The 2049-nt window shown below is 66.5% G+C and carries 1 protein-coding gene; it reads left to right on the top strand.

All coding sequences use genetic code 11. From position 1 onward, the window contains the following. Positions 1–537: 537 nt before the first annotated feature. The coding region (locus EOM25_14290; protein ID NCC26344.1) for an aromatic amino acid lyase at positions 538–2049 on the top strand (1512 nt) is incomplete at its 3' end.

Genomic DNA, 2049 nt, shown 5'->3' with positions numbered 1-2049 from the left:
CATCAGGTGGTCACCCAGAAATTCGCGGCCATGACCGGCCTGAAGGAAACGGCCATGGAGATCGGCCTCATGCCGGCCTCGGCCTACGGAGGCCCCGACCATCCCGATGACCGCGTCTCCATGCTCCTCCTCTTCGGATCCACCCGGGACCGTCAACGGCGAATCCATGTCCCCGATGTCTATCAGCAGGCCCTGGACTACCTGCTGGCCGACACCGGTCTGGACCGGATCGTCCTCCCTGCGGCCGATCAGGCCCCCCCGGCCATCAGCACGAGAATCTCGTCGGAATACTTCGACTTCGCCAACGTGGCCCGCCTGCACGTCTTGACCATGGGGCCGGATTTCGAACGGGCATTGGCCGGGGCCGAGGCCCAGGCCCGCCAGGCCGGGTCCCGCGTCCTCCAGGTCTTCGTCAATCTGGGCGAGGCCTGGTGCGGCCAGGGCGTCCAGGTCCTGCGCGAACGGGGCTACTTCCTGGGCGGCCTCATGCCGCGCTGGTTCGACGACGACGGCCTGCTCATGCAACAGGTTCTGGACATGCCCGAAGCGGACTCCATCAAGCTCTTCTCCCAGCGAGCCCACCGAATTCTGGACTTGGTCCGCCGGGACATCGAGTCCAATCCGGCCTGCACATCCCTGCCCAAGCTCCCCACGTCGCCGCAGCCCGGGGCTGAGACCCGGTTCAGGGCCGCCGAAATCCAGCAGGTAATCGTGGCCGGCGAAGGCCTGACCGTGGACGAGGTCGTGGCCGTGGCCCGGCTGGAGCGCCCCGTGCGCCTGACCGGGGACGAAAGCGTTCTGGCCCGGGTGGAGGCCTCGGCCTCCTTCATCGAGTGGGCCGTGCGCACCGGCGAGCCCATCTACGGGGTGAACACCGGCTTTGGTGGCATGGCCAACGTGACCATCCCCGAAAGCGAACTCTGTCCGCTGCAGAACAACCTCCTGCGCTTCTTGAACGTCTGCGCCGGGGACTACCTGCCACGGGAGGATGTCCGGGCGGCCATGCTCCTGCGGGCCAACTCCCATGTCCGCGGAGCCTCCGGAGTCAGGAGGGAACTCATCGACCGGATCATGATCTTCCTGAACAACGGGGTCACCCCCCTGGTTCGGGACATGGGCTCCATCGGAGCCAGCGGCGATCTGGCCCCCCTGGCCTCCATCGCCGGGGCCCTGATCGGGGCCGACCCATGCTTCAAGGTGGATATGCACGGCGAGGTCGTGAGCTGCCTGGTCGCCCTCGAGCGTCTGGGCCTGGAACCCCTGACCCTTGGCCCCAAGGAAGGCCTGGGCATGGTCAACGGCACCTCGGTCATGACCGGCATCGCCGCCAACTGCCTCTACGACGCCCGCCGCCTCATGGCCCTTGCCCTGGGCTTCCACGCCCTGACCATCCAAGCCCTGCGCGGGTCCAACCAGTCCTTCCACCCCTTCATCCAGCGCCTCAAGCCCCATCCGGGTCAGATTCTGGCCGGGGAACTCATGCTTGGACTTTTGGACGGCTCGACCATGGCCCGGAACGAACTCGACGGCCACCACGAACTCCTGGACGGCCAGCCGGCCCAGGACCGCTATTCCCTGCGCTGCCTGCCCCAGTTCATCGGCCCCCTGCTGGACGGCCTGCGCCAGGCCGTGTCCGCCGTGGAAACGGAAATGAATTCGGCCAACGACAATCCCCTCATCGACGCCGACAACTGCCTGAGCCTGCACAGCGGCAATTTCCTCGGCCAGTACGTGGCCGTGTGGCTGGATCATCTGCGCTACTACCTGGGCTTGGCGGCCAAGCACATGGACGCCCAAATCGCCCTTCTGGTGGCCCCGGAGTTCAACGCCGGACTGCCGGCATCCCTGGTGGGCAACCCGGGACGGACCGTTAACATGGGCCTCAAAGGCCTTCAGATCGCGGCCAACTCGATCATGCCCCTTGTGTCCTTTTACGGGACGCCCATCGCCGACCGCTTCCCGACCCACGCCGAGCAGTTCAACCAGAACATCAACAGCCAGGGCTTCAACTCGGCCGTTCTGGCCCGCAAGTCCGTCCGGGCCATGGAG

This window comes from Deltaproteobacteria bacterium (assembly GCA_009929795.1).
Classification (GTDB): Bacteria; Desulfobacterota; Desulfovibrionia; order Desulfovibrionales; family Desulfomicrobiaceae; genus RZZR01.
This window is presented reverse-complemented; position numbering and strand designations above follow the sequence as displayed.